General features: G+C 62.5%; 1 protein-coding gene. It reads right to left on the reverse strand.

The annotated features are described in order from the left end of the window. Positions 1–240, reverse strand: a 240-nt coding sequence (locus tag ACZ2IA_RS23145; protein ID WP_470294926.1) for an ATP-binding protein, incomplete at its 3' end; no start/stop codon positions are given. Positions 241–253 lie beyond the last annotated feature (13 nt).

The raw sequence follows: 253 nt of genomic DNA on the forward strand, positions 1-253 counted from the left end.
GCCCTCTCCACAGAACGCCTCAAACGGTTTGTCGCTGCCAGCGCTGAGCGGCTCCACGCCATTGTCGGACAGCTGCAGGACCAGGCTCTGATCCCGGACGCGCGCGCTGACGCAAATCTGTGTGCGCTCACCTTCCGGAGGGCGGGCGTGCTGGATGGCGTTGTCCATCAAGTTGTTCAGGATTTCGCACAGGTGCTCCGGGTCCATGGTGGCGTCAGGAAGGTCGTCTTCCAGGTCCACCGTGAGACTAAAG

Source organism: Crenobacter sp. CS_VA4 (assembly GCF_055597485.1).